Genomic DNA, 25,824 nt, shown 5'->3' on the forward strand with positions numbered 1-25,824 from the left:
ATCGATTAAATAATTGCTATTTTTGCATCCCAAATAATAAAACCTTAAAAAATGAAAAACATACTAATAGCTTTAGGTGCATTCTGCCTAATAGGCTTTACATCTTGTAAAGACAATGCTGCTAAAAAAATAGAAGAAAGCAATTTGGCCGCTGCGGCAAAAAGAGATGCGGTGTCTTCTAAATTTCCAAAAATAGAGTTTGACAAAACCATACATGATTTTGGAGAAATTGAAGCAAAAACCCGAGTTGAAACCGTATTTAAATATAAAAATACTGGAGAAGCTCCATTGGTTATTACCGATATAAAAAGCACCTGCGGCTGTACCGTTCCTCAAGATTGGAGCAGAGAACCACTGGCTGTTGGAGAAACCGGAGAATTTACCGTTAAATTTGACGGTACGGGACAAAACAAAGTAACCAAAACCGTAACCATTACCGCCAATACAGAAAAAGGAACAGAAACAGTAAAAGTTTCGGCTTTTGTAAAACCAGATCCAAATGCCAAAAACATAGCACCAAAACCAAACTTAACAGTGCCAAGTACTACGGTTAAATCCAGTACAAGACCAGGACACGAGGGACATAACCACGATTAAATAAAAATATAAATTATAATGGGAGAAGGAATAGGGCAATTTATGCCATTTGTATTAATGTTTGTAGTCATTTACTTTTTTATGATTGCACCACAAATGAAACGTGCCAAAAAAGAAAAAAAGTTTGCAGCCGAATTAAAACGTGGCGATAAAATAATTACCAAAAGTGGTATGCATGGTAAAATTTTAGAACTAAACGATAAAGACGGCAGTTGTGTTTTAGAAACCATGTCTGGTAAAATAAAGTTTGACCGCTCTGCAATTTCCATGGAGATGAGCAGCAAGTTAAATACACCGGCTAGCAGCAAATAACTAATGCTTGCCTTAAAGTTTAGTAGCTGTTTAAAAAAGTTTTTAGCTTTAAATTACGTTTTAAAAGCCTTAGTGTTATCAAAGAAAAAGATAATGGTTTTTATTGTTTAAATAAGGCATGCTTTTTTAAACAGCTTTTTTGTTTATTTGGGTAAGCGCATTGCCAAGGTGCGCTTTGTGCTTGTGCAATCAAAAAAAATATTAATTTTCGTAACCGTATATATGGCACGTATTTTATCAATAGATTATGGAGAAAAACGAACCGGAATAGCGGTAACAGACGAGTTACAGATTATTGCATCAGGGCTAACCACGGTTAATACCAAAGCACTAATTTCTTTTTTAAAGGAATATACCAGTAAAGAAAAAGTAGAACTGTTTTTGGTAGGAGAACCCAAACAGATGGATAATACCGCATCTGAAAGCGAAAAACAAATTCGGCCATTTATACTAAAGCTCCAAAACCAATTCCCCAATATTCCTATTGTTAGGGTTGATGAGCGTTTTACTTCAAAAATGGCATTTCAAACCATGATTGATAGCGGTTTAAAAAAACAACAGCGAAAAAACAAAGCGCTAATAGACGAAATTAGTGCTACACTAATACTTCAAGGTTACCTGTATTCTAAATAATTTCTTTTTTAATTATAAGAAAATAAGTACTTTTACTTTTTAATTTATAAACCCCATAATACCATTTACCATGAAAAAAAATTACATGCTTTTATTGTTAATTTGTGTATTTGGCTTTGGCACAATTTATGCCGAACCATGTCCCAATGCAGGAGGAACCACTTCGTCTGGAGGAACCAAAATCTTTTTTTCTTATTTGCCAGCAACCTCTTTTTGTGTTAACAGGCCAGCCACTATCGAGGTTAACGGAACCTCTGTTTTTACATTGGAAGTAGCCTCTTGTTCTGAAACCACTTCTGTGTACAACCTTACAAGTGGACCGGCCATTGTAGGGCAAGATTTTACCGTAACATCTGGCTTCGATAGCTCTTGTGCGTACTCTGGCGGTACATTGCCAATAGTAAAAAACAGTATTGAAACTGGTTTTTGGATGTCGCCCAATCCGCTTAAAAAAGACAATTTGCTAAAATTGTCGTTTGGCTTTCCCGTAAATGCCCATGTTAGTATATACGATATTACCGGAAAAAAAATAATTCAGGATCATATTAACAATAAAGATTATAAAGACCTTAGCATTGCAAATTTAACTAAAGGTGTTTATATATTGAATCTTTCAACTAAAAATACTGCCATAACAAGAAAAATTGTTGTAGCACAATAGTTAAACCTTTAATTACAGAGGCTGCCTAAAAGTAATTTAGTGGTTTTTTATAATCTAGCAAAGAATCATTAAGGCTTTTAGGGAGCCTTTTCTATGTTAAAAAACGCATTAATATGAGTGTTTTTTTAATACAAAAAGCAATAAATTAACTGTTAAGTATTGTATTTTTGCAAAAATTAAATTTAGTAACCACAATGATTTTACCAATTGTAGCCTATGGCGACCCTGTTTTAAAAAAACAATGTGCCAATATCTCAAAAGATTACCCCAATTTAGACGGGCTTTTAAAAAACATGTTCGAGACTATGTACAACGCACATGGCGTGGGTTTGGCTGCACCGCAAATAGGATTGCCAATACGCTTGTTTTTGGTAGATACAGAGCCTTTTTCTGAATACGAAGAAGTATCTGAAGACGAAAAAAGCACACTTAAAGATTTTAAACGTGTTTTTATAAATGCCAAAATAACAAAAGAAGAAGGTAACGAGTGGGCTTTTAATGAAGGCTGTTTGAGCATTCCGGATGTTAGGGAAGATGTATTTAGAAAACCCCAAATAACCATTGAATATGTTGACGAAAACTTTACACCGCATACAGAGGTTTTTGAAGGCTTAGTAGCTAGGGTTATTCAGCATGAATACGATCATATTGAGGGCATATTGTTTACCGATAAATTATCGAGCTTAAAAAAACGTTTAATAAAAGGAAAGCTAAATAGCATATCAAAAGGAAAAATAAGTGCAGATTACCGCATGCGCTTTCCAGACCAAAAAAAGAAACGATAATAGTTGCACTATTGTATTAAACAAGTGATATTTGCCACTTTCAAAAACAAAAACAATTTATGGGTTTAGATAAAGTTTTAGCCATTTCAGGAAAACCAGGTTTATACAAGTTAATAGCACAAACCAGAGGCGGTTTTGTAGCAGAATCGTTATTGAACAACAAGCGCATTTCTGTAAGCATGCAGCAGAATGTAAGCGTTTTAAGCGAAATAGCTATTTATACTTTAGCCGAAGAAATACCATTAACACAGGTTTTGGCTAGTATTAAAGAAAAAGAAAACGGCGCCCAGACCAGTGTTAAACCAAAAGATAGCAAAGATAAACTAGAAGAATATTTCTTCAATGTTTTACCAGATTACGATGAAGATAGGGTATATGCCAGCGATATAAAAAAGATATTGCAGTGGTATAATTTATTACAGCAGCACAATATGTTAGGGCTTTTAGATGATGGAAATGATGAGTCTAAAGTTCTGGATGAAGAAGAATAGCACAAGCTGTTTTATACAATACTAACCTCTGTTTTTAGAGGTTTTTTTATGCCTATTTTTGTGGGTTTTATTATTTTAAATTATAGCTCTATAATTAAGCTGAAATATTAAGAACACATCGCTTTTTTAAGCATAGTAAATTAATACACATGAAAATCACCAAACCAAAAAGGAATAATATTATTTTTTTAATTGTAATAGCGGTTTTATTAATTCCGCAAACTCGAAAACCCATACAAGTATTTTTACAAAAAGGTTTGGCTTTAATTAGTCCGTCTGTAATAAAAGAGAGCGAACAAACTAGCATAACAAATTACAATTGGAAGTTAAAAGATGAAAACGGAGCCGTTTTTAATTTTGAAACCACCAAAGAAAAAGTGGTATTACTAAACTTTTGGGCTACATGGTGCCCGCCTTGTATTGCAGAAATGCCGAGCCTTCAAAAACTTTATGATGATTATAATGATAAGATTGAATTTATACTTGTTTCAGACGAATCGTTTAGCACTATCAATTCATTTTTAGAAAAAAACAACTATAATTTCAAAGTATATAACCAAGCATCAAAATCTCAATTTTTTAATGTTAGAGGCATTCCAAGAACGTTTTTAATCGATAAAAAAGGTAACGTGGTTATCGATAAAACGGGTGCCGCCAATTGGAATAGCGACTCGGTAAGAAACACCATTGACGGACTGTTAAAATAGCGAGTATTAAAAAAGGCTGTTTAAATTTAGGGTTTAGCATGCGGTAAATCAAACCAAGGTGTCTGTTGCCCTTAAAATATTTGTCCATTAATACTTCTATTGCTAAAACTATCAACCGTTATATTGCAATCAATTTTAGCTTTTAAAGCAGAACCGGTAAAAATCTTTTAATTATTAATACCTTTACAATTAATAGTAATGGTTAATATGAATATCCGGAATATCAAGTGCCCTAGCTGTGGTATTTATAATGTTAATAGCGATTATTGCTCTAAATGCCATACGGTTTTATCGTATAAAAAACGTCGTGAAATAGAGTATGAAAACGAACAAAAAGCCCGTTTAGAGCGTATTAGTATCGAGAAAACAAACAACCCTTCTTTTTTTGAGAAATATGAAGACCATCGATTTTTGTTGGTGCGTATTTTTGTAAAACTACTAAAATCCATTTGGGTAGTTGTAATGGCTATAGGCATGTTTATAGCGTGGTTAATTACAACTATTGCTGCATGAATATTTTAAAACATCCTATATTTATTGGTGTTTGCACTTTGGCTTTGGCTATTTATTTGGCAAAAATAAGTCATGTGAATCTGCCAAATTGGGTGTTTTTTTATTTAAGCGATTTGCTGTGTATGCCTTTTGTTTTTAGTTTATGTTTGGTAGTAGTTCGGTTAATAAATAAAGACAATACGTTACTTATCCCGTTGGGGCCAATCATTGCGTTAACAGTATTTTATGCCATGTATTTTGAGTGGCTGCTACCACAATATATTGCTCGCTATACTGCCGATATTATTGACGTTTTCTTATATATTGCAGGTGCGGGATTATTTTATAAATTTCAAAAACGATTATATTGCTAGTGTTTTCACTCTTATTAAAAACTAGAAATATTCGTTTTTAATCTTAGCTAAAGTGTCCTAAAAAAAGCCTTTATAAAACTAAAGGAGAATAGAGACGACATGATTTTTAAGTCTTCAAAAAAATTAGATTCTTCATCTAGAAATTTAAACATGGTTTCCACAGAATTTTTATTGTAAAACTGCTGGAAAATCCATTCGCCTTTATGGTTATCGTCTTTTAAAACCTTTAAAAACACTTTATCGTAAAACTTAAATTTACTTTTAAATAGCTTGTTTGAAGGTGCTTTATTGGCTTTAATATTCTCAATTATTTGTGCGGTTTTTTTCTCGGTGTGCTTAAACGAATACCCTGTTGATGCTTTTACCCAACCACCTGCAGTACCAATTTTTGTAAGGCGTTTGCTGTTGTGTTTTTCAAAAGGAAAAGTGGTCATTGGTATAATGCCTGTTTCCGTTTCAACAATGGTATAACTATCAATTTTTAAATATTCCTTTATGTATTTTTTTATGAATTTGCTGTAGGTTTCATCATTTACAAGTTGTTCGGTAAAATAGGTAAACTCTACCAAGGCTTCTGTTTTCGAGAATGGTAAAACGTAAGTGAATGTGGTTTGATTGCCGTCTTTTAAGCGATAATCCATCATAATCACTTTGGTTTCATCAAAAGATTCCTGCTCGGTTTTAATAACCCAGCCTTTAAAATGTTGAAGGATGGTTAGGCTCTGTTTTGAAAGTTCTGAAAATGTTTTGGGAATTCTGCTATCAAAAGCATACGAAGCCGTAAAAGTGTTTTGTTTGGTGGTTACAATAATGTTATCGTTTTCTTCTCTAACCAATTCTACGCCATCTATTATAAAATGGATATTATGATGTTTTTTGAGTTTCGTTTTTGCTTCGTTGTAAAAATCTATAGATCGAATAGATTTGTAACTATATGGTTTAAGCGTTAAATGGGTGGTTTTTTTTGAAGTAATTATTGATGCTTTTTTCCAAGACCTAAAAACGATGCCGTTCCATAACGAAGGTTTGGTTTCCCAGAAGCTCCAAGTTTTGTCGTTCAGTTTTTTTTCTGAATGGTCAATCAGCGCCACTTGCTTGTCGTTAAAAAAAGCATCCGAGGCCATTTTTAAGGCCAGTTGTAAACCTGCTAAGCCATTCCCTATAATAATGTAATCGAAATGGGAGCTGTTGTGCATTTATAATATTGTTTTTTTATCTTTTAAAATATTTAAAAGGAACAAACAGCATACCAAAGCACTCTCCATCTTCTTTACCTAAGTGTTTGTGGTGTATTTTGTGGGCTCTACGCACACCTCTGGCATACCAGTTATTGGCATTTCTAAAAAGTTTGAAACGCTGGTGTATAAAAATATCGTGTACAATAAAGTACGATAAACCATAAGCGAAAATACCAATGCCAATGGGCAGGCCAATCCATAAATCGTTATACTTCCAAAGTAAAAAGAAGGTAACGCTAACTATGGCATAAAAAATAAAAAACAGGTCGTTGCGCTCAAACCAACTATCGTGGTCTTTTTTGTGATGATCTTTGTGCAGGCTCCATAAAAAACCGTGCATAATATATTTATGCGTAAACCACGCCATAAATTCCATAAAGCAGTAAGTGCTTAAAAAAACGAGTATCCAGAGTAGGGTTTCCATAGCTTAAAATTACATTATTTTTAGTTGATATTTTATATAACTGCGCATTAAAAGTTCTATTTTTTTAGGGTTTGAAACTCTAATACGTGTGTTTTTTATTTTTAAAGCGGGTGTTTTTTTTAGTTTTTTTAACAGTTGCCTGTAATATCTGTAAGCCATAAACACACCAAATTTGGCCTCTATGGGAAGTTTTTTTATGCCGCTTAGTCCTTTGCTAAAATCTGCTTCAATATCGTTTATAATGTTTTGTTTCGAGTTTTCGTTAAGGTTTTTTAAATCGGTATTTGGGAAATAGGTCCGGTTTAAACCTTCAAAATCGGCTTTTAAATCCCTTAAGAAATTTACCTTTTGAAAGGCAGAGCCAAGAGCCATAGCCGTTTCTTTTAGCTCGTTATATTTTTTGTTATCGCCCTTTACAAATACTTTAAGGCACATAAGCCCCACAACATCTGCCGAACCGTAAATGTAGGCCTTAAATTCTTCTTCGGTTAAATATTGTGTTTTGTATAAATCTGTTCTCATACTATCCATAAAAGCATCAACCAATTGCTTGTCGATGTTGTATTTATGGTAGGTGTGCTGAAATGCATTTAAAATGGGGTTTAAACTAATTTTGTGTTTTAAAGCGTGTTCTAAATCTTCATTAAATTTATTAAAAAGTTCTTCTTTATTGTAATTGTGAAAGGAATCTACAATCTCGTCGGCAAACCGCACAAAGCCATAAATGTTGTAAATATGGCTTCTTATGGAGCCATGAAGCATTTTGGTAGCTAATGAGAAAGACGTGCTGTACGTTTTTGTTACAAGCTTACTGGAATGGTACGAAACGGTATCGAAAAGTGATTTCATCTGTTTAACTGTGGTGTTTAGATACGAGATTAGCAACTAATTTTCCTGATATTAACGATGGTGGCACTCCGGGACCAGGTACGGTTAGCTGTCCTGTAAAATATAAATTGTTTACTTTTTTGCTTTTTAATTTTGGTCTTAAAAAGGCCGTTTGCAGCAGGGTGTTTGCCATACCGTAGGCATTTCCTTTGTAAGAATTGTAATCGTTTATAAAATCGTTCAAGCAAAAACTTTCTTTAAATATAATATTATCTTTGACATTTTGAGACGTTAAATTCTCAAAGCGGTTTATAATTTTTTCAAAGTATTGGTTTCTTAGCTCTTGTGTGTCTTCAAGACCTGGAGCGAGCGGAATTAAAAATATGCCTGCTTCTTTTCCTTGGGGAGCCGTACTGCAATCGGTTTTACTGGGGAAGCTGGCGTAAAAAAGCGGGTTTTCTGGCCATTTTGGATTATCGTAAATGGCTTTGGCGTGCGTTTCAAAGTCAACATCAAAAAATAAAGTATGATGGTTTACATTTTTTAATTTTTTATTAAAACCAACATAAAAAAGTAGGGAAGAGGGCGCAAATGTTTTTTTGCTCCAATATTTTTCAGAGTACTGCCTATACGATTTGTCTAAAAGTGTTTCGGTGTGGTGGTAGTCTGCACCGCTTAATACAATATCCGAAACATAGGTTTTTCCGTTTGAAATAATGCCTTTTGCCCATCCGTTTTCAACTATGATTTTTTCGATTGGCGATTCGGTTATAATTTTAACACCAAGTTCTTTTGCTAAACTTTCCATGGCCATTATAACTTGGTACATGCCTTTTTTGGGATGAAAAGTGCCTAGGCCAAAATCGGCATAGTTCATAAAACTATAAAACGACGGTGTATCACTGGGTTTTGCGCCCAAAAACAAAACGGGGAACTCCAGTATTTTAATTAGTCGCTCGTTTTTAAACTCTTTTCTAACATCTCTTTTAATGGTACTAAAAAACTGGTTGATTTTTTTAATGGTTTTTGGAGTAATTAGTTCTAATGGCGAAACACCCGGGTTGTAAACCAAGTCTTTTATGGCGACATCGTAATTGTCTTTGGCTTCTTTAATAAACTTTTTAAGTTTTAATGAACTGCCGGGTTCTTCTTTTTCAAATGCTTTTATTATTTTTTCCAGTGTGTCTTCAATGGTAATAAAATCGTTTTTACCATAATAAACACTATAGGCCGGATTTAATTTTTCTAATGTGTAATAGTCTGATGGTTTTTTGTTGAAATCAGAGAAAAATCTTTCAAAAACATCGGGCATCCAATACCATGTTGGTCCAATATCAAATACAAAACCGTCTTTTTTTAATTGCCTTGCCCGACCACCAATGGTCTTGTTTTTTTCGAATATGGTTACATTGTAACCGGATTTTGCTAAGTAGCAAGCGGCTGCTAGCGAGGAAAACCCAGAGCCTATTATGTTTATGGTATTTTTCATTTGTTTAACAAATATATTAAAATGTTAAACAAATATAATGAAATTTTACAAATGTTTAACTAAGTTTTCTATTGAAGTAAAAGTAGTTATGTTTTTTGGCAGGTTTGATAAGTTTAAACTAGAAAGTTTGGCGCCCAAAACCAGGAATTTGGTATTTTCGTTTATTAAAAGTGTATCTCTAAACTTGTTTATGTAGTTTAATAGGTTTTCTTCTTCGGGATATACCGTAAAATAAGATATAAAAGTAATATCGTTAAAAAATTCGTGTAAACCTTTAAGGCTATCCATAGGCACGCTTTCGCCTAAGAAAATGGTGTGGTAGCCTTTGCTTCTTAATTGGTAATTGATAAAAAGCAACCCAATATCGTGTATTTCGTTGTCGGGTAAAAACAAAACAAAGGTTTTAGAATTTGGTTTAGGCTCTAGGCTTTGCAGCCTTTCAATATTAATAAGAATTTTTTGTTTAATATGAACAGATAAAAAATGCTCGTGTGCCGGTGTTATGGTATTTGTTTGCCAAAGCAGGCCAATTTCGTTTAATAGTGGTAAAAAAACCGTGTAGAATATTTCGCTAAAGGTTTTGTTTTCAAGTAGGTTATTGTATGTGTTGTAAAAAAGCACTTGATCGAAATTAATCATGGCCATTTTAAAGGCGTTAATAGCATGGTCTTCAATTTTTGCCCGCGATGCTATTTCTCTTACTTTAATGGGTATTTCCTCTTCTTTTAAACTGGCAATTTTAGAGACTTTAAGTCCGTTATTGTTTAAATAAGAGATGTTTAACAGTTTTTGTAAACTTGTTAAGCTGTAATTTCTAATGTTGGTTTCGGTTCTGTTTGGGCTAAGTAAATTGTAGCGTTTTTCCCATATTCTTATGGTGTGTGCTTTTATACCTGTTAGGTTTTCTAAATCTTTTATGCTGAAGTTTACCTGTATATTGTTCATTTCTTTCATTAATTCATTAAACAAAAGTAGGCATTATTATTTAATGTACAACAAGAATTATGTATTAATATAGATATTAGCTTTGCAACTTTAAGTAAACACGGTATTTTTGATGGGGTATTGTTTAGTGTATGTTTTATTGTGCAACCTTGGTTTGCAAATAAATATTCTGTTAATTATGCCTAAAAAAAACTTAATAAAAAAAGAGCTTTTGGACTTTAAATTGCTATCTGTATATATTTTTGCTTGTTTGTGCTTTTTTTCTGCTTGTAAAGAAAAAAAAGATAATTATATAGCGGTTACACAAGCCCAGAAAAATAATTTCGCTTCAACAAACCCGATACCAGACCATCATTTTTTAGGCGATAATACTTGTAAAACATGTCATGCTGCCGAGTTTAAATCCTGGAAAGGATCACACCATGATAAAGCCATGGAAATAGCTTCAGACTCCACGGTTTTAGGAAACTTTAATAATGCTGAATATACCAATAAAGGTGTAACATCATTATTTTTTAAAAAGGGCGACGAATTTTTTGTTAATACCGAAGGGCCAGATGGTAAATACCACGATTACAAAATAGAATACACCTTTGGGGTAGAGCCCTTGCAACAATATATCGTTAAATTTCCAAACGGACATTTTCAGTGTTTAAGAACCGCTTGGGATACCGAAAAAATGGTTTGGTTCGACTTGTACCCAGACTTTAAAATTGTACACTCCGAGTGGTTGCATTGGTCCAGGGGCGGTTTAAACTGGAATAACATGTGTGCCGATTGCCATTCTACCAACGTTAGAAAAAACTATGATGAGGCTACTCATAGTTACAACACAAAATACGCCATAATAAACGTAAGTTGCGAAGCTTGCCATGGCCCAGGTAAAACACACGTAGAGCAGGTAAACTTGCTGGGAAAAGACTATAAAGTCTCTAACGATTTAAAAATGACTGTTGGCACCAACCCCAAAGCCTTGGTCGATCAATGTGCCCGATGCCACATGAGGCGCGAGCAAATATCAGAATTCTATAATTTTGAAGGGACTATGCTCGATCATTATTTTCCGCAATTAATTGCTGAAGATACCTATTATCCCGATGGGCAAATTCAAGACGAAAATTATGTTTATGGCTCTTTTGTTCAAAGTAAAATGTACCACAATGGTGTAACCTGTACAAGTTGCCACGATGCACATTCGTTAAAGCTAAAATTTGAAGGCAATAATTTATGCGCCCAATGCCATAACCCTGAAACCTACAACACGCCAAAACATCATTTTCATACCAATAATACCGAAGCTTCAGAATGCATTAATTGCCACATGACGGGTAAATATTATATGGGTAACGACTTTAGGCGCGACCATAGTTTTAGAATCCCTCGTCCGGACCAAAGTTTAAAATACGGTACACCAAACGCTTGCACGCAATGTCATACAGATAAAGACAACCAATGGGCCTGGGATAACTATGTTAAACTGTATGGCGAACCAAAAAGCAAGCACTTTTCAGATTTGTTGATTCCGGGATTGCGCGGTAGCCATAACGGATTTAATAATTTATTGGACTTAGCAAAAGATACCGTATATCCAGAAATAGCGAGGGCTTCGGCAGTTAGAGGCATGACAAATTATTTAGATGCCAATGTTATTGATAACTTGCTAAGCTTTTTAAATGATGAATCGCCACTTGTAAAAGCTGCTGTGCTTGATGCTTTTGGCGAAATAAATTCTGCTGATTACATCAACTATTTTTTGCCTTTGTTGAATGATGAAAAGCGCTCGGTAAGAGTTAAGGCCTTTTTTGCACTAGCCCCCTTAAACGAACTGTCTGTGCCAGAGACCTACAAAGCGGTTTACAAGAAGGTAAAGAAAGAATTTGAAACGCATTTGGCCGTAACGTCTGATTTTGTTGGCGGACGCATTAAAAAAGCAAACTATTATTTAAAGCAAGGCAATTTAGCCCAAGCCATAAAAAATTATGAAAATGCTTTGAAAATAGATAATACAAATAATATGGCCAGAACCAATTTAGCCAATTTGTACTATAGAAATAAAGATTATGTAAACGCAGAAAAAGCTTTTAAAACTATTATCGAACAAGAACCAGAATATGCACAAACCTATTATTCTTACGGATTGCTTTTGGCAGAATTAAATAGAACAGATGATGCCATTGCACAAATGGAATTAGCTATAAAATATATGCCAGATAATATAAGGCCTTATTACAACCTTAGTCTGCTGTACGATAAAAACAACAGCCTAAAAAAAGCAATATTAACTGCGGTTAAGGGATTAAAAAAAGCACCGCAAAACGAAGATTTATTGTACGTGTTGGCCTATGTTTATTCTAAAGACAAACAATTTGAAAAAGCAAAAAACATAGCAAAAACCCTAGCAGAGTTAAACCCTAACAACCCTAACTACGCAGCGCTTTACAATCAATTAAACAATACAAACTAAATAAAATGGATGGTACTTAAAAGTGCGCACGAGAAGATTCGAACTTCCACATCCTAAACAGATACTGGCCCCTCAAGCCAGCGCGTCTACCAATTCCGCCACGTGCGCATAAAAGAAGTATGTAAAAATAAAAAAAGTTAAGCGAAGTAGCTTAACTTTTTTTTTGTGACCGGGCTGGGGCTCGAACCCAGGACCCTCTCCTTAAAAGGGAGATGCTCTACCAACTGAGCTACCCGGTCTTTACTTCAAAACAGCTAACTCTATTACCGTTAGCGGGTGCAAATATAAAATGTTTAATTAATAAAACAATACTTTTTTAAAATATTTTTTCGTTTTTTTGCAGCTTCTCAACGTATGTTTTTAATAATCAATTTATAGCGAAAAAATGATTGTAGTTTTAATTGGGTATATGGCTTCTGGAAAGACCTCTATTGGTAAGAAATTGGCAAATAAATTAAGTTATGATTTTATAGATTTAGACGATTTAATAGAAGAAAAGGAAAAATTATCGGTTACCCAAGTTTTTAAATCTAAAGGAGAGGTTTATTTTAGAAATCAAGAGCATCTGCATTTAAAAGAAGTATTAAGTTCAAAAAACAATATTGTATTGTCTGTTGGTGGTGGCACACCATGTTACAGCAATAACATGGATATTATTGTTAATAATATTAAGGTTAAAAGCATTTACCTAAAAGCCTCAATTACAACATTAACAGAAAAATTGATGAGAAAAAAAGCGCAACGGCCTTTAATAGCCCATATTGAAACCGAAGCGGCCATGGCCGAATTTATTGGCAAGCATTTATTTGAGCGTGTGCAGTTTTACAATCAGGCAGAAATTGTTCTAACAGTCGATAATAAAACCAAAGGCGATATTGTTGAAGATATTATTCTAAAATTATTCTAAAACCGCTTCAAAATTTTTGCCTTCTAAAATCACGTTAACGTGCTCGTGCAGCGATGTAGATAAAGAAATTCCTTTAAAATCAGCTTTAACAGGATATTTTTTATGGTTTCTGTTTACCAACACCGCAGTTTTAAATTGTTTTAAGGGTACATCTAAAAAATGTTTCACACCATAAATTAATGTCGTGCCCGAGTTTAAAACATCATCAATTAAAACCAGCGATTTGTTTTTGTAAACCTCTGCGGGAATAGAGGTTTTAATGTCTGAAAACGGATGTTTTTTATCGATACTTACTTTGCAAAGCACCGGGTTTATATTGGATATTTTGGCAAGTACCGTTTTTAGTTTTTTTGCAAGTATGTAGCCATTGCTGTCAATTCCAGCTAAAATAACCTCGGTCTCGTTTACATTATTCTCGTAAATTTCAAAAGCAATACGCCTTATTTTATGGTTAATTTCGGTATGGGTAAGAATTACATTATCCATGGTACTTATGTTTTTGGTGTGTTGAAATATAATTTAAAATTACTCATTTTCATCAGTAAAATCATCAATATCGCGCCTGTCTTTTTTTGTTGGTCGTCCAACGCCTTTTTTCCGATAGTAATTTTTAGCGTATTTTAAAAGCTCTTGGGCTTCAAATTGTTCTTTAGGCGTTAAGTCTGTTCTGTAAATATCAACCAATTTGGCGCCAATTCTACTTTCAGGAATATCGTTAACTTTTAATTTATAGTTAATTTGGTTTTTCCTCAACTCAATAATATCCTGCGCAAAAACCTCTCTGCTGGGTTTAACCACATTGTTGTTTATTTTAACCTGTCCTTTTTTGCAGGCCGTTGTTGCCAAAGATCGGGTTTTGTAATACCTAATACACCATAAATACTTGTCTATACGCATACAATTAATCTAAAAACTACGTTAATGTTGTTGTGCAAAACTATATTAAAATTGTATCTTGCGCCTCAAAAATAGTTAATATTGAAACATGCCCCACAAAAAACTCAAGCATTAATACTTGCTTTAACGGATGTTACATGTTACCGATAAAAATAATATATTGTATCGTATGAAAAAAGGAAAAATAGCTTTATCTATTTTGTGTTTGGCCATTGGGTTTATATCTTGTAATAAAGACGATGAAGGAAGCAACATTACCGAAGTTCCGCTTAGAGATAGAACTGAGCAACAAGCCATGGACAAAGACTCTTTGGTTAAATATTTAAACGGACATTATTATAATGCCAGCGCATTTGTGTCTAATCCTAATGCAAGCACTTCAGATTTAATAATTAGCAAACTTCCGTCTGATGGTGTTGTGCCAGATCCAGCTAATAATACATTATTAATGGATGATGTGGAGTTAAAAACGGTAACTTTTGCCGATACAAATTATGAGTTTTATATTCTAGATTTAAACCCAACTGCTGGTGGAGAATCGCCTAAATTCTCAGATCAAATACGTGTAAATTACGAAGGTTTTACGTTAAATAATGAAGTTTTTGATAGTGCCGTAACACCTGTCGATTTCGATTTAATATCGCTAGTTCCTGGTTGGAGAAAGGTTATGCCCTTTTTTAAGGCCGCCGAATCTTTTGCTGCCCAAAACGATGGAACGGTAAGTTACACCAACCACGGCGTTGGTGTGATGTTTTTACCTTCTGGTTTGGGGTATTTTAATAATGCAACAGGTAGTATTCCTTCTTATGCATCAATAGCTTTTAAGTTTGATTTATTGCAAATTTCTCAAAACGACCATGACAATGATGGGGTGCCATCTTATTTGGAAGATTTAAACGATGATGGAGAATTTACGCTTAATACATATGCCGATACCAAAGATGGCGACGATACAGATGGTGACAATATCCCAAATTATTTTGATACAGATGATGATGGTGATGGTGTAGCTACCCTTAACGAACTAGAACATAAAACCTACGAGGTTGATACCAACCAAGGCGGGCAAGAACCTGTTCTTGGCGTTAAGGAATTTGAGTTTAGCCGATCTGATAAAGGGGGCATTATTACCATAAAAACGGTAACAATTAAAGATTCCAATAACGATGGTTTAGATGATTACCTTGATGAAAACATTAGCATTAACTACAACGAATAACAATAAAATATTATAAACCAAAAAACCACGCTACAAAGCGTGGTTTTTTGGTTTATAATCGTTCTTTATTAAAGTATAAGCGATAAACTCAAAATAAGTTGATCGGGGCGTGTATCCAGTCTATTATCAACATTAATGCCGTTGTTATCTAAAAAAGTAGCTTCATTATTACTTAAACCTCTTTCGTACCTCACATCAATTCCTAGTTTATTAAAATTAAGTCCAACACCAAAGTTCAATCCAACAGAAAAATCATTTTTTATTTTATTAATAGCAAGGTTGGAAGCTTTAAAATCGGTGTCTAAAATATATTGGAATGATGGACCTCCAAAAACACTAATAGGCCCTAATACTTTTAAGCCCACTAGCATAGGCGCATCTAGCTTTTGCATTTTAAAGCTATTACTAACATAATCACTTTTTGTACTGGTGTAAACTAACTCGGGTTTAAAATAAACTTGCTTTCCAAATTTGCCAAATACACCAAAGTGATAACCAATGTTTCTATCGGGGTTTTCTGCATTGCTGGTAACAGACTCCACGTAATTGCCATTGGCATTGTAATTTAGTCCTGCTTTAAAGCCAAAGCCACTTACGGTCTGTGCATAAGAAACAGCAGAAATCGACATTAAAAATAATAAGGTAATAAAAAATGAATTTTTCATAATTGTTCGTTTTTTAAGATTTAATCTTTAGTATCAAAAACGTTGCCAAACCAGAATTATTTCTTTAAACAAAGATTTATTTAGAATGTACAAGGTAGTTTAAAAAGTAATTTTTATATTGGTTAAAGTTTCGTTAAAAGCAACAAGCAGCTCAATTTAAAGGGCTTAAGGTTTGTTTTGGTTTAAATCTAAATAACTTAAACGGCCTAAAAGAATTGTAAAAACATAAACATTAAACATTTATTGCTAATGAAAACCAGAAATCTGTTTGTAATATTTGTAGTTGTGGCCTTGGTTCAGTTACTTCTTCCAGCACAAATTATTTTTAACCAAGAAACAATTATAAATTCTGGTACGGCCTATAAATTTAAAACCCAGCCTGTCGATCCCAGCGATCCTTACAGAGGTAAATATATTAACCTTAATTACCTGCAAAATACATTTGTAACACCCGACAGCCTATGGGAAAGACAAGATAAGGTTTACCTGTATCTCGATACCGATAGTTTGGGTTTTGCCAAAGTGGACACCGTTGGTAGAACACCTTTAAATTCAGATAAAGATTTTATTGTAGCCCAAGTAAATTGGTATAATAAAAGAGACCAAAAGCTAAATTTCAACCTGCCATTTAATAGGTATTATATGAAAGAGACCAAAGCCTATGGTGCCGAGGTTGCCGTAAGAAACAATCAGCGCGATTCCATTCAAAACACAACCTATGCGTTGGTATATGTTAAAAATGGCGAAACGGTGTTAAGCGATGTTGTTATTAACGACATCTCTATTAAAGATTATGTTGAAAAAGAGGACAATAAACAATAGAGCGATTTATTGTATATTAGTAATCTTACTAGAGTTCGATACAGGAAATTTGTTTTTAAAGTTGATGTACCAATAAAATCAATACTTTTTAGCTTGTGCATTGGTTGAAAAGAAAATTTATTTTCTTAAAAAGCGCCTAGTTAGGCAAGCCAAAAGCCTTATAATTTTTAGAATCTAAATTAGGTTTCTAATGCGCTGAACCAGACATGTAAACCTAATGATTTGAAATTTAAAAATCATACAAATCAACTCTGGCTTACTTTAATCTAACAGGTTTTTAATATGCCATATTGGTTGCACATACTTGTAATTGTATTGTTAATTTACATAGCTATAAGTTTTGCCTTGTACTATTTGCAGGATTATATGTTGTTTAAACCTGAAAAACTTCCCCAAAATTTTCAGTTTAATTACGATAACCAGGATTTTCAAGAACACAACCTTATAACCCGCGATGGTGCCGTAATAAACGGCATTCTGTTTAAACCCAAGGGCAAACCAAAAGGCATAGTTTTGTACCTAAAAGGAAACTCTAAAAGCATAAAGGGCTGGGGCAAATTCGCAATAGATTTTACACGGCACAACTACAATGTACTTATGGTCGATTATCGCGGTTTCGGAAAGAGTACGGGCAGACGCTCGCAAAAAGCCATAAAGCGCGATTTACAAAAAGTATATAATAAAATAAAAGAACGCACAACAGAAGATCATATTATCCTCTACGGCCGTTCGTTAGGCTCCGGTTTTGCGGCAAAACTGGCCTCAATGAACAACCCCAAAATGCTTATTTTGGATGCACCATATTACAGTTTAACCAAAGTTACAGCAAGATACGCACCCTTTATGCCCCTAAGTATTTTAATTAAATACCCTTTGCCAACTTACAAATGGCTAAAATATGTGCAATGCCCCATCCACATAATACATGGTACAAACGATACGTTAATCCCTTATAAAACCAGTGTAAAGCTATCGCAAGTAAAACCTAAATTAACCAAGTTGCACACGGTAATTGGTGGCGGGCATAAAAACTTAAATACCTTTGAATCTTATCATGAAATGATTCACGACATACTAAACCAAAAACCAACCAACATCGATTTATCAACCACAAGTATTAATGTTAAGCACAGCTCGAAACCCAATAAAGCAAAAACTTAAAAAAGCCTTACTAATCCTTTTAAGCATCTATATTATGGCAGTTTCTTTGTTATATTTTTTACAAGAGAAAATGCTGTTTTTCCCAACGGTTTTAGAGCAGGGTTATCAATATCGGTTTTCAAAACCTTTTGAAGAGTTATTTTTGAAGACTGATAACGATGCGGTTATAAACGCCATCCATTTTAAAGCCGAAAACCCAAAAGGCGTCATTTTGTATTTCCATGGAAACGCGGGCAATCTATCGCGTTGGGGATTAGTAACCGAATATTTTGTTGAAAAGCAATACGACGTGTTGATTATGGATTACCGAACCTACGGAAAAAGCACAGGGAAATTAAGCGAAAAAGCATTGTACACCGATGCACAGTTTTGTTACGATTATTTAAAAGCACACTATCCTGAAAACGGTATTACGCTCTACGGCAGATCTTTAGGCACGGGAATAGCAGCGTATTTGGCGTTTAAAAACAAGCCCAAACAACTTGTCTTAGAAACCCCGTATTACAGCATTACCGATGTGGCTAAAACCAGGTTCCCGATGTTGCCCGTTGAAACCCTGTTAAAATACAAACTGCCAACTCATCAATACCTTGAGGGAGTAAGCTGCCCGATTACCATATTCCATGGAACTCAAGATAGGGTTGTGCCAATGGATTCTGCCAAAAAACTCCTGAACTTGAATATGGAAAACTTAAATTTTGTAACCATAGATGGCGGAAACCATGGCGATTTGATTAATTACGATTTGTACCATAGGGAAATAAAAAAAATACTTCCGTAGAGCTTCAGTCATTTAAAAACCTTTCCGTATTCATAACAAAGCTAACATACATTAAAGCAGAAATAAAGTAGAAAGTGGTTAACCGATTTTAATCTGATAATGCTCAAGGTACAAATAAGTTGAATGTACTCGAATCGGCTCAATTTTGAGCAAATATACAATGGGTTTCTCTTAAAAATTTTAACATGCTAATAATCGTTTCTTAAAGAAAACACAAAACTCCAATATAAGCGTTAAACATTTCTAAACAAGTATGGTTTAACGCCTAATTTATCGTCTATTTGTAAAGTATTTGGTTAATAAACTAAATTATAAATAGTTAGTTAAGTTTGGTTAGTAAAAAAGCCGGTAATTATAATTGCCGGCTTTTTTTGTTTGCTAAGTTGCTGGTTTGTATTCTTTTTTGTCTATGATGATTTTTGCCAATATTTCGCGTAAAATCTCAGATGTTCCGCCACCTATTGGTCCTAATCGGCTATCGCGTAGCAGTCTTGCCATGGGGTAATCTTCAATATAACCGTAGCCTCCTAAAAACTGGAGGCACTGGTAAATTACCTCGTCTGCCATTTTAGTAGATTTTAGCTTAGACATGGTAGCTTCTTTTACTACGTATTCGCCTTTATTTAACCTGTAAGCTATTGCATAGTTAAAGGTTTTACAGATTTCCATATCGGTATAAAGATCGGCAAGGGTATGGCGCAAAGCCTGAAACTTATCTATGGTTTTCCCAAATGCCATACGTTCAGACATGTATTGCAATGCATACTCTAAAGCATATTCTGCTCGGGCATGAGCGTTAACCCCCATAATTAAGCGCTCCAAAGAAAAGTGCTGCATAATGTAAGGAAACCCTTTGTTTTCTTCGCCCAATAAATGAGTTTCCGGAATTTTAACATTATCGAATGCAATTTCTCCGGTATCTGATGCGCGCCAGCCCAACTTATCTAATTTGGTTGCCGTAATGCCAGCACTTGCTCTGTCGATAACAAACATGCTTATGCCCTTGTTGCCTAATTCTGGTTTTGTTTTGGCTGCTACCACCAAATAGTCGCTTGTAACGCCATTGGTTATAAAGGTTTTAGAGCCGTTTATAATATAATGGTCTCCACTTTTTACGGCAGTGGTACGCATGCCTGCTACATCGCTACCGCCAAAGGGTTCGGTAATGCAAAGGCAACCTATTTTATGGCCTGTTATACTTGGTGTTAAATAGTGCTCCTTTATTTGTTGGCTGCCTTGGGCATTAAGGTGCGTCATTGCTAAGTAGCAGTGTGCCCAAATAGCTGCAGCAAAACCGCCGGAGTTTATTTTTTGAAGTTCTTCTAGAAGAATAACGGTATAGAAAAGGTCTAGGTCCAATCCGCCATAAGCTTCGGGGTAATTGATGCCAAAGAACCCCATGCTGCCCATTTTTTTCCAAATGAAACGTTCAATATGTCCGTCGTTTTCCCATTTGTTAATATGCGGAACAACTTCTTTGTTTAAAAACTCTTGTAAACTTTTTCTAAAAAGCTGGTGCTCTTCGGTGAAGTACATTGTATTCATTCTTTTTCTTTTTCAAGCAGCAAATATAATTTAATTATCTCTAATTTATTTACTGGGAAGTCCTTTACTTTTGTTAATTCATCCAACGTTTTGTAGCCGTCTCTTAATTTTCTTTGCTCAACGATTTGGTGCGCTAGATCGTAATCGATGTGCTGTATGTTAACAAGATCTTCTATTTCGGCTTTGTTTATATTTATTTTTTTGATTTTTCTTGGAGTTTTTACTGTAAACTGATTTGTTATTTTTTCAATAACTTCCGGGGATAGCCCATAAACATCTTGTAGTTGTATGTCTGCAATAAAGCCTCCTGAAAATTTATTTCTAAATTTAACGATACGCTCTGAATAATACTCGCCAATGCCATTTATTTTCTGCAATTGTTTTGCCGTTGCAGTATTTAAATCTTGTTTTTGGGCATAGGTTTTTACTGTGTTATTGTAAATTGTGGTATTTTTTTTTGGTTTTGTACTTGTTACCCAATCAGGAAATTTAAAATAGGGCGATAAGATATTTAAAAGTGAATCTGATACTTGGGTAACTTCTTGGAATTCTTTGGTAGAATTAATCCATTTGTTTTGTTTTCTGAAGCTGTGCAATCTATCGATTTCTTTATTAGACATGCCTAACAAAGCGCCTTTGTAATCTGTTATGTAATTGGGGTTAAATGGATAGGTTTTTGGTTTTCGTTCTTCAAGTTCAATAAGTTTAAGCGAATCGATTTCTTTTTGGAACTTTGCTAGTTCTTCTTTGTTTGTTTTTATGTTTTTAGGGCCTTGTTCGACAAAAAAATAAAGGCACTGTAGTGCTATTATCGATAATATCAATAAAAAAATCCCATTTCGTTGCTGTTTGGAAAACGTGAAATGGGATTTCATGGTATTGTTTTTTTTAATTATTTTTTATTCGCTTTTATAGCGTTTACATACTTTTTCATTTCTTCTTTTACTTTGGGGAACAAGAAGAAGAGCCCAATCATATTGGGGAAAACCAATGCTAAAATCATGGCGTCAGAGAATTTTATTACAGCATTTAATGTGGTTGATGCGCCTATAATTACAAATATTAAAAATAAAATTTTATAAGTTAAATCTGCAGCTTTTCCTCTACCAAATAAAAATTTCCAAGATTGCAATCCGTAATACGACCACGAGATCATGGTTGAGAAGGCAAATAAAATAATGGCCACGGTAAGCACATAGGAAAAGTGTGGGATTACGGCATCAAAAGCTCTAGAGGTAAGCTCTACGCCTCCAACGGCTTTTCCGGTTTCGTTTAAAATAACATTGCCCGAGCCGTCTCCGCCGTAAGTAAAAGCGGCTTGCACCATAGAGGTGTCGCTCATGTTAAAAAAGATGATTACCAAGGCGGTCATGGTACAAATAATTACGGTATCTATAAACGGCTCTAAAAGTGCTACAACACCTTCTGATGCTGGGTATTTGGTTTTTACAGCAGAATGCGCAATGGCAGCAGAACCTGCACCGGCCTCGTTTGAAAAAGCAGCACGTTGAAAACCAACAATTAAAACTCCCAAGGCGCCTCCTAATCCTGCTATGGGCGTAAAGGCACCTTCAAAAATCAAGGCAAAAGCATCGTCTATAAATTTGTAGTTAGAACCAATAATTACCAAAGCTGCCAGTACATAAATACCGGCCATAAAGGGTACTATTTTTTCGGTTACGTTGGCTATTCTTTTTATGCCGCCAATAATTACAATGGCAACTATTATAGCAATTACCAGTCCAATCCAAAATCCAGATGTTTCAAAGTTCCACCCAACTAAATCTGATAGTTGTTGAGCGGCCTGGTTAGACTGGAATGCATTGCCGCCGCCAAACGATGCACCAACACAAAGTATGGCAAACAGTACAGCCAGAATTTTTCCTATAGTATTAAAGCCACGTTCTTTTAATCCTTTTGACAGGTAGTACATTGGGCCGCCATAAACGGTGCCGTCTTGTCCTACATCTCTATATTTTACGCCCAGGGTGCATTCAACAAATTTTGTGGACATGCCTATCAATCCGCAGACTACCATCCAGAAGGTTGCTCCAGGCCCACCAATGGCAATGGCCACGGCAACACCAGCAATATTTCCTAAGCCAACGGTACCGGAAACTGCAGTTGCCAAAGCTTGAAAATGGCTTACTTCGCCTTCTTTACTTTCGTCGCGTATGGTATCTGGCAAATCGCCATCAACAATGTTTACGGCCACTTTTTCTTCTGCATGGTGACCGCCCTCAACATCGTCATACTTGCCGCGAACCGTATTGATGGCCAATGGGAATCTTCTAATATTGGGAAAACCAAAGTATATTGTGAAGAAGGTAGCTCCTAAAACCAATAAAATAACCACAACAGGCACATTGTATTCGCCTATGCTTATTGGTGATAATACAAAGCCTTCCCACCAGTCTGCAACTGGCTGAAAGGCTTTGTCTATGCGTTGCCCAAAGCTTAGTTTGGTGGTTTCTTGTGCGTATGTTATAATGGGTATTAATAATGTGGTAATAGAAAGAAGATATTTCTTCATAATTATTTTTTGTTAGTTAATTTTAGTTAAAAAAATAGCTGCTTTTAAGGTTTTGCTTCTGGAACAATCACAGTAAAATTCACTTTTAAGGTTTAATTTTCAGAAAAAACATACCGAGGACAAGGCTTTGGTTGTTTTTTTGGTATTTATGAAAAACCCATTAATTTATTTTACGGTAATTTCAAACAATAAATGGTGTTAAAGCTAGCAAGATGCTAAAAATATTTGGTTTTTTAAAACAAATGCTTGTTAAAATACCAATGCTTTAGCTTATATTGTATATTGTGTTAAGGGCTTGTATTTGCTCTGGGCGGCCTAAAACAATGATTTTGGAATTTGGTGCCAATTTTAAATCGGCTTCGGGGTTTACCAGATATTCGCCGTTTTCGTCTTTGTAGCCAATAACGTTGCACCCTGTTTTTTTTCTGAGATCCAAATCTTTTATGGTTTTAATTTCTTTGGTAAGTTTGTCTATGGCTATCTCTTCAATATTAATGTTGGATTTGCCAACAATAGAAAGGTTGTCAACAAATTCCATTAGGCCAGGAACCACTACTAAAGACGCCATATGGTCGCCACCAATTTTATCGGGTAATATAACATTGTTGGCACCGGCAAGTTTAAGTTTTTTATAAGAAGTGTCTTGCGATGCACGGCTTATAATGTTAATGTTTTTGTTTATTTGTCTAGCAGAAAGTACGATAAATAAATTATCGGCATCGCTTGGTAATGCCGATATTAGGCAAGATGCTCTTTCTATACCGGCTTTTAGCAGGGTTTCGTCGTCGCTTGCATTGCCTAAAACAAAAGGCATTTGCTCGCTTTCGATTTTATTAACAAGGTCTTGGTTTTTTTCGATAATAACAAAGGGTTTGTTGTAAGCTAATAATTTGTTTGCGGCCTGTCTGCCATTTCTTCCGTAGCCGCAAATAATAATGTGGTTTTTTAGGCTATCGATTTGTTTTTGCATCTTTTTTCGTTTTAATTCTTCAAAATTATTCTTGCTCAAAATATATTCGGTAATTACAGACAGTGCATATCCCAGAATAAAAACACTGGTTAATATTAATGAGATGGTAAAAATTTTAGTGGCATCGTCTAACGGATGCACTTCTTTAAAACCAACCGTGGTAATGGTTATTACGGTCATGTAAAGGGCGTCAATCCAGGTATAGTTAGACATCGATTTAAAACCGACAACACCAATAAACAATAAAAGAACCAGCAGTATAATTGCCGTGTATATTTTGGTTCTAAAGATTTTTATCAAAGAATTCATAAATCGAAAACCGATGAGCGTTTGGTATAAATTAAGTCTTTAATACGCATCCAAAAGGCCAAAAACAAGTAGAGCGCAAAGCCAAAGCCCACAGTTACAAAAGTAAGGTACATAAAGGTGGTGCGCACTATTTTTGCCCTTATACCAAATCTGTCTGCAATGCGTTGGCACACATAATATCCGTGCTTTTGAAAAAACAGTAGTGGTTTGTAGATTTTGTTCATGCTGCAATTTAACACATACTTTTATAGTTTAAAAGTTTATTTTTTTAATAACGTATTGCCTATGGCACATTGCAAGCATTTGTTTTTGTTGCAATATGCGCTTTTTAGTTCTAGTAAACCTTGGGATTGTAAGGCCGAAGTTGTTGTTTGTTTTAGCGTATTGAATTTTTCGATAATGCTGTTTTTTTCTGATGCTATGCACTGCATCAAAGCTACAACATGGTCTTCAATGGGTTTGCCTTGGTACTTGGCGTAAGCGAATTTTATGGGGATTATGGTATTTATCATCAATAAATCCACAAAGGCTTTTGTTAGTTGTTTTTTCGATTTTTTCGAAGCTTTGCCAAAGCTGTAATGTGTTGCCCAATACGGAGATGTTTCTACCGTAAAAAGCTCGTAAAATTCTTCAATGTTATTGGTTTGGTTTAGTTTTGAAAACAAATTATGCTCTTTGCTGTATAGGCTTGCCAACTGTGATAAGCGAATGGTAGGGAAGTTTGGGGGGCGCAATCTAAAGAACAGAACTGGTGTATTGGTATTACTGTTTAGTGCAAATTTTTGTTTTAAAAATTGGTAGGTTTTAACCAAACTTTGGAAATGTGCATCTTGGGTGTCTGAATTCAATAAATTGGCCTGCCCAAAAAATAAAGCCTCTAAATGGGTTTGGTTGTTTTGCAGTTTTCTAACAATTGAAAAATCCATAGAGTTTGCAACGCTTAAAAAAGCATCGCCGTTTACTTTAAGCCCAAAATTTTTAGCTAGCATTTTAAACAAAGCCGCTTCCCAATTGTTTTTTGATGTTTTTAATAGTTGGTTAATGTCTTTGGCTTTACGCTCTAAACGTTCAAAATACAGGCGTTCTAACCAGTTTTGTATTGTAAAATCATCAATAGTTTTAAAATCATGTTCGCAATTAATCCACTTTGTGCTTCTGTAAAATAACTTATGATAGTTTTTTAATGCTGTTTTTTCTACAAAGTGTTTTATTTCTAAAGTGGGTATAGCAGTTTGGTCTTTACGGTAAATGTTGGTGTCGTGTTCCCAGACTACGTGTAGTATAACATTATCGTATGCCATATCTTGTTCGTGATTGTGCAAAAACCAATCTGAAGATTTTATATGAATCTCTACATTTCCCGCCCAAAGTTGGTTGTTAATTTTTAGCTGCGCATTAAAAAAATCGGGACCAGAATTTGTATTGTGTTGCCCTACAGAAACTATTGTAATTGTTTCTCCAGCTGTTGTTTTTAAATTTGCTGTATTGAATTTTTGGTGTTGCCAGATGTAATGTAGAAAATCTTCTTTCATGTTGAAAGATAAAATTACAATGTAAAATAACCAAATTAAGATA

At 34.6% G+C, this 25,824-nt stretch carries 29 protein-coding genes and 2 tRNA genes; 15 read left to right on the forward strand and 16 right to left on the reverse strand.

Annotated elements, in window-relative coordinates; genetic code table 11:
- The first annotated feature begins 51 nt into the window (after positions 1 to 51).
- From ACFSQS_RS07815 to ACFSQS_RS07855, 9 genes are all read left to right on the forward strand, one after another.
- A complete protein-coding gene (locus ACFSQS_RS07815; protein ID WP_388016653.1) occupies positions 52 to 597 on the forward strand; it encodes a DUF1573 domain-containing protein in 546 nt (181 codons plus the stop codon).
- Positions 598 to 615: 18 nt separating this feature from the next.
- Entirely contained in the window at positions 616 to 909 is a 294-nt protein-coding gene (yajC, locus tag ACFSQS_RS07820) for a preprotein translocase subunit YajC (RefSeq protein ID WP_388016656.1), read from the forward strand.
- A 222-nt stretch (positions 910 to 1,131) separates the two neighbouring features.
- A complete protein-coding gene (gene ruvX / locus ACFSQS_RS07825; RefSeq protein WP_388016659.1) occupies positions 1,132 to 1,542 on the forward strand; it encodes a Holliday junction resolvase RuvX in 411 nt (136 codons plus the stop codon).
- Positions 1,543 to 1,612: 70 nt separating this feature from the next.
- Positions 1,613 to 2,203: a T9SS type A sorting domain-containing protein gene (locus tag ACFSQS_RS07830; RefSeq protein WP_388016662.1), complete on the forward strand. Its 591-nt coding sequence runs from the start codon at positions 1,613 to 1,615 to the stop codon at positions 2,201 to 2,203.
- Between the two features lie 194 nt (positions 2,204 to 2,397).
- Complete coding sequence (gene def / locus ACFSQS_RS07835) at positions 2,398 to 2,988, forward strand: peptide deformylase (protein ID WP_388016665.1); 591 nt, start codon at positions 2,398 to 2,400, stop codon at positions 2,986 to 2,988.
- A 59-nt stretch (positions 2,989 to 3,047) separates the two neighbouring features.
- Complete coding sequence (locus tag ACFSQS_RS07840) at positions 3,048 to 3,479, forward strand: DUF5606 family protein (protein ID WP_388016668.1); 432 nt, start codon at positions 3,048 to 3,050, stop codon at positions 3,477 to 3,479.
- Positions 3,480 to 3,628: 149 nt separating this feature from the next.
- Positions 3,629 to 4,186: a TlpA family protein disulfide reductase gene (locus ACFSQS_RS07845; protein WP_388016671.1), complete on the forward strand. Its 558-nt coding sequence runs from the start codon at positions 3,629 to 3,631 to the stop codon at positions 4,184 to 4,186.
- A gap of 207 nt (positions 4,187 to 4,393) precedes the next feature.
- A complete protein-coding gene (locus tag ACFSQS_RS07850; protein ID WP_388016674.1) occupies positions 4,394 to 4,699 on the forward strand; it encodes a hypothetical protein in 306 nt (101 codons plus the stop codon).
- Positions 4,696 to 5,052 carry a hypothetical protein gene (locus ACFSQS_RS07855; RefSeq protein WP_388016677.1) on the forward strand — a complete coding sequence of 119 codons (357 nt, stop codon included), beginning with the start codon at positions 4,696 to 4,698 and terminating at the stop codon, positions 5,050 to 5,052. Before ACFSQS_RS07850 ends, ACFSQS_RS07855 begins: the two co-directional genes overlap by 4 nt.
- 47 nt (positions 5,053 to 5,099) lie before the next feature.
- On the opposite strand, the gene ACFSQS_RS07860 is transcribed toward ACFSQS_RS07855, so the two are convergent.
- From ACFSQS_RS07860 to ACFSQS_RS07880, 5 genes are read right to left on the reverse strand one after another with little or no spacing between them, the layout of a single operon-like run.
- Entirely contained in the window at positions 5,100 to 6,248 is a 1,149-nt protein-coding gene (locus tag ACFSQS_RS07860) for a lycopene cyclase family protein (protein WP_388016680.1), read from the reverse strand.
- A 16-nt stretch (positions 6,249 to 6,264) separates the two neighbouring features.
- Positions 6,265 to 6,714, reverse strand: a complete 450-nt coding sequence (locus ACFSQS_RS07865) for a sterol desaturase family protein (protein ID WP_388016683.1) — start codon at positions 6,712 to 6,714, stop codon at positions 6,265 to 6,267.
- 9 nt (positions 6,715 to 6,723) lie between these two features.
- Positions 6,724 to 7,563: a phytoene/squalene synthase family protein gene (locus ACFSQS_RS07870; protein WP_388016686.1), complete on the reverse strand. Its 840-nt coding sequence runs from the start codon at positions 7,561 to 7,563 to the stop codon at positions 6,724 to 6,726.
- A 4-nt stretch (positions 7,564 to 7,567) separates the two neighbouring features.
- On the reverse strand, positions 7,568 to 9,031 hold the full coding sequence (locus ACFSQS_RS07875) for a phytoene desaturase family protein (RefSeq protein WP_388016689.1): 1,464 nt from the start codon (positions 9,029 to 9,031) through the stop codon (positions 7,568 to 7,570).
- 45 nt (positions 9,032 to 9,076) lie between these two features.
- Positions 9,077 to 9,976 (reverse strand): MerR family transcriptional regulator, encoded by a 900-nt coding sequence (locus tag ACFSQS_RS07880; RefSeq protein ID WP_388016692.1) that lies wholly within the window; start codon positions 9,974 to 9,976, stop codon positions 9,077 to 9,079.
- A 178-nt stretch (positions 9,977 to 10,154) separates the two neighbouring features.
- On the opposite strand from ACFSQS_RS07880, the gene ACFSQS_RS07885 reads away from it, so the two are divergent.
- Complete coding sequence (locus tag ACFSQS_RS07885; protein ID WP_388016695.1) at positions 10,155 to 12,440, forward strand: tetratricopeptide repeat protein; 2,286 nt, start codon at positions 10,155 to 10,157, stop codon at positions 12,438 to 12,440.
- A gap of 23 nt (positions 12,441 to 12,463) precedes the next feature.
- On the opposite strand, the gene ACFSQS_RS07890 is transcribed toward ACFSQS_RS07885, so the two are convergent.
- Both ACFSQS_RS07890 and ACFSQS_RS07895 read right to left on the reverse strand, forming a co-directional pair.
- Positions 12,464 to 12,548: transfer RNA gene (locus ACFSQS_RS07890), tRNA-Leu, on the reverse strand.
- A gap of 58 nt (positions 12,549 to 12,606) precedes the next feature.
- Positions 12,607 to 12,679: transfer RNA gene (locus ACFSQS_RS07895), tRNA-Lys, on the reverse strand.
- A gap of 146 nt (positions 12,680 to 12,825) precedes the next feature.
- On the opposite strand from ACFSQS_RS07895, the gene ACFSQS_RS07900 reads away from it, so the two are divergent.
- A complete protein-coding gene (locus ACFSQS_RS07900) occupies positions 12,826 to 13,347 on the forward strand; it encodes a shikimate kinase (protein ID WP_388016698.1) in 522 nt (173 codons plus the stop codon).
- On the opposite strand, the gene ACFSQS_RS07905 is transcribed toward ACFSQS_RS07900, so the two are convergent.
- Both ACFSQS_RS07905 and ACFSQS_RS07910 read right to left on the reverse strand, forming a co-directional pair.
- Positions 13,339 to 13,833 carry a phosphoribosyltransferase family protein gene (locus tag ACFSQS_RS07905; protein ID WP_388016701.1) on the reverse strand — a complete coding sequence of 165 codons (495 nt, stop codon included), beginning with the start codon at positions 13,831 to 13,833 and terminating at the stop codon, positions 13,339 to 13,341. The two genes, ACFSQS_RS07900 and ACFSQS_RS07905, sit on opposite strands and share 9 nt — an antisense overlap.
- 39 nt (positions 13,834 to 13,872) lie before the next feature.
- Positions 13,873 to 14,244, reverse strand: coding sequence for an RNA-binding S4 domain-containing protein (locus ACFSQS_RS07910; protein WP_388016704.1), 372 nt, complete (start codon positions 14,242 to 14,244; stop codon positions 13,873 to 13,875).
- A gap of 169 nt (positions 14,245 to 14,413) precedes the next feature.
- Between ACFSQS_RS07910 and ACFSQS_RS07915 the strand changes: the two genes are divergently transcribed.
- Positions 14,414 to 15,463: an FKBP-type peptidyl-prolyl cis-trans isomerase gene (locus ACFSQS_RS07915; RefSeq protein WP_388016707.1), complete on the forward strand. Its 1,050-nt coding sequence runs from the start codon at positions 14,414 to 14,416 to the stop codon at positions 15,461 to 15,463.
- Positions 15,464 to 15,531: 68 nt separating this feature from the next.
- On the opposite strand, the gene ACFSQS_RS07920 is transcribed toward ACFSQS_RS07915, so the two are convergent.
- Entirely contained in the window at positions 15,532 to 16,128 is a 597-nt protein-coding gene (locus tag ACFSQS_RS07920) for an outer membrane beta-barrel protein (RefSeq protein WP_388016710.1), read from the reverse strand.
- A gap of 249 nt (positions 16,129 to 16,377) precedes the next feature.
- Between ACFSQS_RS07920 and ACFSQS_RS07925 the strand changes: the two genes are divergently transcribed.
- The 3 genes from ACFSQS_RS07925 (at position 16,378) to ACFSQS_RS07935 (ending at position 18,892) form a co-directional block, all read left to right on the forward strand.
- The gene (locus ACFSQS_RS07925) at positions 16,378 to 16,950 is read left to right on the forward strand and encodes a GDYXXLXY domain-containing protein (protein ID WP_388016713.1); all 573 of its coding nucleotides are present in this window, start codon (positions 16,378 to 16,380) and stop codon (positions 16,948 to 16,950) included.
- A gap of 282 nt (positions 16,951 to 17,232) precedes the next feature.
- On the forward strand, positions 17,233 to 18,111 hold the full coding sequence (locus ACFSQS_RS07930) for an alpha/beta hydrolase (protein WP_388016716.1): 879 nt from the start codon (positions 17,233 to 17,235) through the stop codon (positions 18,109 to 18,111).
- A 34-nt stretch (positions 18,112 to 18,145) separates the two neighbouring features.
- A complete protein-coding gene (locus ACFSQS_RS07935) occupies positions 18,146 to 18,892 on the forward strand; it encodes an alpha/beta hydrolase (protein ID WP_388016719.1) in 747 nt (248 codons plus the stop codon).
- Between the two features lie 378 nt (positions 18,893 to 19,270).
- Here the strand turns inward: ACFSQS_RS07935 and ACFSQS_RS07940 are convergent, their stop codons facing one another.
- The 6 genes from ACFSQS_RS07940 to ACFSQS_RS07965 all read right to left on the reverse strand — a co-directional run bounded on the left by ACFSQS_RS07940 (position 19,271) and on the right by ACFSQS_RS07965 (position 25,781).
- Entirely contained in the window at positions 19,271 to 20,437 is a 1,167-nt protein-coding gene (locus ACFSQS_RS07940) for an acyl-CoA dehydrogenase family protein (RefSeq protein ID WP_388016722.1), read from the reverse strand.
- A complete protein-coding gene (locus ACFSQS_RS07945; RefSeq protein ID WP_388016725.1) occupies positions 20,434 to 21,312 on the reverse strand; it encodes a ComEA family DNA-binding protein in 879 nt (292 codons plus the stop codon). The genes ACFSQS_RS07940 and ACFSQS_RS07945 overlap by 4 nt, the downstream gene beginning before the upstream one ends.
- Before the next feature lie 17 nt (positions 21,313 to 21,329).
- Complete coding sequence (locus ACFSQS_RS07950; protein ID WP_388016728.1) at positions 21,330 to 22,970, reverse strand: alanine/glycine:cation symporter family protein; 1,641 nt, start codon at positions 22,968 to 22,970, stop codon at positions 21,330 to 21,332.
- A 265-nt stretch (positions 22,971 to 23,235) separates the two neighbouring features.
- The gene (locus ACFSQS_RS07955) at positions 23,236 to 24,249 is read right to left on the reverse strand and encodes a potassium channel family protein (RefSeq protein ID WP_388016731.1); all 1,014 of its coding nucleotides are present in this window, start codon (positions 24,247 to 24,249) and stop codon (positions 23,236 to 23,238) included.
- A complete protein-coding gene (locus ACFSQS_RS07960) occupies positions 24,246 to 24,473 on the reverse strand; it encodes a PspC domain-containing protein (protein WP_388016734.1) in 228 nt (75 codons plus the stop codon). The genes ACFSQS_RS07955 and ACFSQS_RS07960 overlap by 4 nt, the downstream gene beginning before the upstream one ends.
- Positions 24,474 to 24,509: 36 nt before the next feature.
- Positions 24,510 to 25,781: a DUF2851 family protein gene (locus tag ACFSQS_RS07965; RefSeq protein ID WP_388016737.1), complete on the reverse strand. Its 1,272-nt coding sequence runs from the start codon at positions 25,779 to 25,781 to the stop codon at positions 24,510 to 24,512.
- Positions 25,782 to 25,824: the final 43 nt, after the last annotated feature.

Origin of the sequence: Gelatiniphilus marinus, from assembly GCF_042684345.1 — a bacterium.
Lineage (GTDB): Bacteria > Bacteroidota > Bacteroidia > Flavobacteriales > Flavobacteriaceae > Gelatiniphilus > Gelatiniphilus marinus.

Excerpts from the sequence above, each read along its gene's own strand:
- ACFSQS_RS07815 (WP_388016653.1), top strand. The coding sequence starts at position 52 with ATGAAAAACATACTAATAGCTTTAGGTGCATTCTGCCTAATAGGCTTT.
- yajC (WP_388016656.1), top strand. The coding sequence starts at position 616 with ATGGGAGAAGGAATAGGGCAATTTATGCCATTTGTATTAATGTTTGTA.
- ruvX (WP_388016659.1), top strand. The coding sequence starts at position 1,132 with ATGGCACGTATTTTATCAATAGATTATGGAGAAAAACGAACCGGAATA.
- ACFSQS_RS07830 (WP_388016662.1), top strand. The coding sequence starts at position 1,613 with ATGAAAAAAAATTACATGCTTTTATTGTTAATTTGTGTATTTGGCTTT.
- def (WP_388016665.1), top strand. The coding sequence starts at position 2,398 with ATGATTTTACCAATTGTAGCCTATGGCGACCCTGTTTTAAAAAAACAA.
- ACFSQS_RS07840 (WP_388016668.1), top strand. The coding sequence starts at position 3,048 with ATGGGTTTAGATAAAGTTTTAGCCATTTCAGGAAAACCAGGTTTATAC.
- ACFSQS_RS07845 (WP_388016671.1), top strand. The coding sequence starts at position 3,629 with ATGAAAATCACCAAACCAAAAAGGAATAATATTATTTTTTTAATTGTA.
- ACFSQS_RS07850 (WP_388016674.1), top strand. The coding sequence starts at position 4,394 with ATGAATATCCGGAATATCAAGTGCCCTAGCTGTGGTATTTATAATGTT.
- ACFSQS_RS07855 (WP_388016677.1), top strand. The coding sequence starts at position 4,696 with ATGAATATTTTAAAACATCCTATATTTATTGGTGTTTGCACTTTGGCT.
- ACFSQS_RS07860 (WP_388016680.1), bottom strand. The coding sequence starts at position 6,248 with ATGCACAACAGCTCCCATTTCGATTACATTATTATAGGGAATGGCTTA.
- ACFSQS_RS07865 (WP_388016683.1), bottom strand. The coding sequence starts at position 6,714 with ATGGAAACCCTACTCTGGATACTCGTTTTTTTAAGCACTTACTGCTTT.
- ACFSQS_RS07870 (WP_388016686.1), bottom strand. The coding sequence starts at position 7,563 with ATGAAATCACTTTTCGATACCGTTTCGTACCATTCCAGTAAGCTTGTA.
- ACFSQS_RS07875 (WP_388016689.1), bottom strand. The coding sequence starts at position 9,031 with ATGAAAAATACCATAAACATAATAGGCTCTGGGTTTTCCTCGCTAGCA.
- ACFSQS_RS07880 (WP_388016692.1), bottom strand. The coding sequence starts at position 9,976 with ATGAACAATATACAGGTAAACTTCAGCATAAAAGATTTAGAAAACCTA.
- ACFSQS_RS07885 (WP_388016695.1), top strand. The coding sequence starts at position 10,155 with ATGCCTAAAAAAAACTTAATAAAAAAAGAGCTTTTGGACTTTAAATTG.
- ACFSQS_RS07900 (WP_388016698.1), top strand. The coding sequence starts at position 12,826 with ATGATTGTAGTTTTAATTGGGTATATGGCTTCTGGAAAGACCTCTATT.
- ACFSQS_RS07905 (WP_388016701.1), bottom strand. The coding sequence starts at position 13,833 with ATGGATAATGTAATTCTTACCCATACCGAAATTAACCATAAAATAAGG.
- ACFSQS_RS07910 (WP_388016704.1), bottom strand. The coding sequence starts at position 14,244 with ATGCGTATAGACAAGTATTTATGGTGTATTAGGTATTACAAAACCCGA.
- ACFSQS_RS07915 (WP_388016707.1), top strand. The coding sequence starts at position 14,414 with ATGAAAAAAGGAAAAATAGCTTTATCTATTTTGTGTTTGGCCATTGGG.
- ACFSQS_RS07920 (WP_388016710.1), bottom strand. The coding sequence starts at position 16,128 with ATGAAAAATTCATTTTTTATTACCTTATTATTTTTAATGTCGATTTCT.
- ACFSQS_RS07925 (WP_388016713.1), top strand. The coding sequence starts at position 16,378 with ATGAAAACCAGAAATCTGTTTGTAATATTTGTAGTTGTGGCCTTGGTT.
- ACFSQS_RS07930 (WP_388016716.1), top strand. The coding sequence starts at position 17,233 with ATGCCATATTGGTTGCACATACTTGTAATTGTATTGTTAATTTACATA.
- ACFSQS_RS07935 (WP_388016719.1), top strand. The coding sequence starts at position 18,146 with ATGGCAGTTTCTTTGTTATATTTTTTACAAGAGAAAATGCTGTTTTTC.
- ACFSQS_RS07940 (WP_388016722.1), bottom strand. The coding sequence starts at position 20,437 with ATGAATACAATGTACTTCACCGAAGAGCACCAGCTTTTTAGAAAAAGT.
- ACFSQS_RS07945 (WP_388016725.1), bottom strand. The coding sequence starts at position 21,312 with ATGAAATCCCATTTCACGTTTTCCAAACAGCAACGAAATGGGATTTTT.
- ACFSQS_RS07950 (WP_388016728.1), bottom strand. The coding sequence starts at position 22,970 with ATGAAGAAATATCTTCTTTCTATTACCACATTATTAATACCCATTATA.
- ACFSQS_RS07955 (WP_388016731.1), bottom strand. The coding sequence starts at position 24,249 with ATGAATTCTTTGATAAAAATCTTTAGAACCAAAATATACACGGCAATT.
- ACFSQS_RS07960 (WP_388016734.1), bottom strand. The coding sequence starts at position 24,473 with ATGAACAAAATCTACAAACCACTACTGTTTTTTCAAAAGCACGGATAT.
- ACFSQS_RS07965 (WP_388016737.1), bottom strand. The coding sequence starts at position 25,781 with ATGAAAGAAGATTTTCTACATTACATCTGGCAACACCAAAAATTCAAT.